The 1198-nt window shown below is 67.9% G+C and carries 2 protein-coding genes; both read right to left on the reverse strand.

The annotated features are described in order from the left end of the window. A partial coding sequence (locus AB4Y86_RS19220; protein ID WP_441403717.1) for a thiamine pyrophosphate-binding protein occupies positions 1 to 772 on the reverse strand: 772 nt, incomplete at its 3' end. Between the two features lie 117 nt (positions 773 to 889). Then, positions 890 to 1198 (reverse strand): Lrp/AsnC family transcriptional regulator (locus tag AB4Y86_RS19225; protein ID WP_441403718.1); only part of this gene is annotated, 309 nt, incomplete at its 5' end.

Here is a 1198-nt window from a genome sequence, read left to right on the forward strand (position 1 = left end):
CACCCATGAGCCCGGCCGCGGTGTCCGTACCGAAGCCGCCCGCGACGCCGAGGTACCCGGCGCCCTCGAGGAGGTTGAGCGCCAGGGCGGTTCCGGCGGTCAGCGCGCCCAAGCGGTCGGCGAGCTCCCGGAGTTCCGGGCCGACGCCGGCGAGATGTGCGCCGCGGCCGGCGAGGATCAGCGGCCGCTTCGCTCCGGCGAGCAGGCGGGCTACCTGCCCCAGGCCGCCGTCGACGTCGTCACTCACCGCCGGTGCCAGCGGCGCTGGAAGCTCTTCCTCCTCAGCCTCCAGGGCTGCGAGGTCGTAAGGAATGGCGATCACGACGGCGGTGCGCTTAGTGAGCGCATATTCCACCGCCTGCTGCGTGATGGAGCCCGCGTCGTCGCGGGTGACGGTGAAGGTGGCGGCGCCGAGGCCCGCGGCGATGGCCGCCTGGTCCACGTCCTGGGGCCGGGCGCCGCTACTCGGAGCGTCCCCGGTGACCAGCACCACCGGGATTTGTGCCTGGACGGCCTCCGCGAGGGCGGTGAGTGCGTTGGTGTAGCCGGGGCCGTAGGTGGTGGTGCCCGCTGCGAGGCGTCCTGACGTCCGGTAGTAGGCGTCGGCCGCGGCGATGGCGGCGCCTTCATGGCGGACGGCGGAGAAGCGGAGGCCGAGCTTTTCCGCGGCGTCCAGGAAGTAGACGTTTCCGTTGCCCATGACGCCGAAGACATCGTCAAGATAGCGGCTGAGAACCTGCGCCACGCGGCCGGAGACGGTAAGTGAAGTCATGCAGGAATCATGTGGCCCGGTTCACACATTGGCAAGAGGGTGGAGTTGGATTGGGACATTTGGCAGTATGGTGCGGCGAACCTGAAAATCTGCACGCTTGTGGTACCCGTCACCCGATCAGCTGGAAGGCCGGGATTCCTGCTCCGACAGTCGGCTCAGGAGGCCGTCATAGCGGGGCGGCATGAGCTCCAGCACGGAGATGGCCGTGCTGGTCCGTTGGATCCCCTCGATTTCCAGGATCTCGTTGGTGATGCGGTAGAGATCGGCCGTACTGCGTGCCACCACCTTGGCCATGAGGTCCGCATCCCCGGTCGTTGCATGCACCTCGATGACCTCCGGGATCGCGGCGAGACCGTCTTCCACCGCGCCTGTCCGCGTCTGGCTGATGGACAGGGAAAGGAATGCCATCAGGTCATAACCCAGCGC

The sequence above is a fragment of the Arthrobacter sp. 2YAF22_2 genome (assembly GCF_052114645.1).
Lineage (GTDB): Bacteria > Actinomycetota > Actinomycetes > Actinomycetales > Micrococcaceae > Arthrobacter.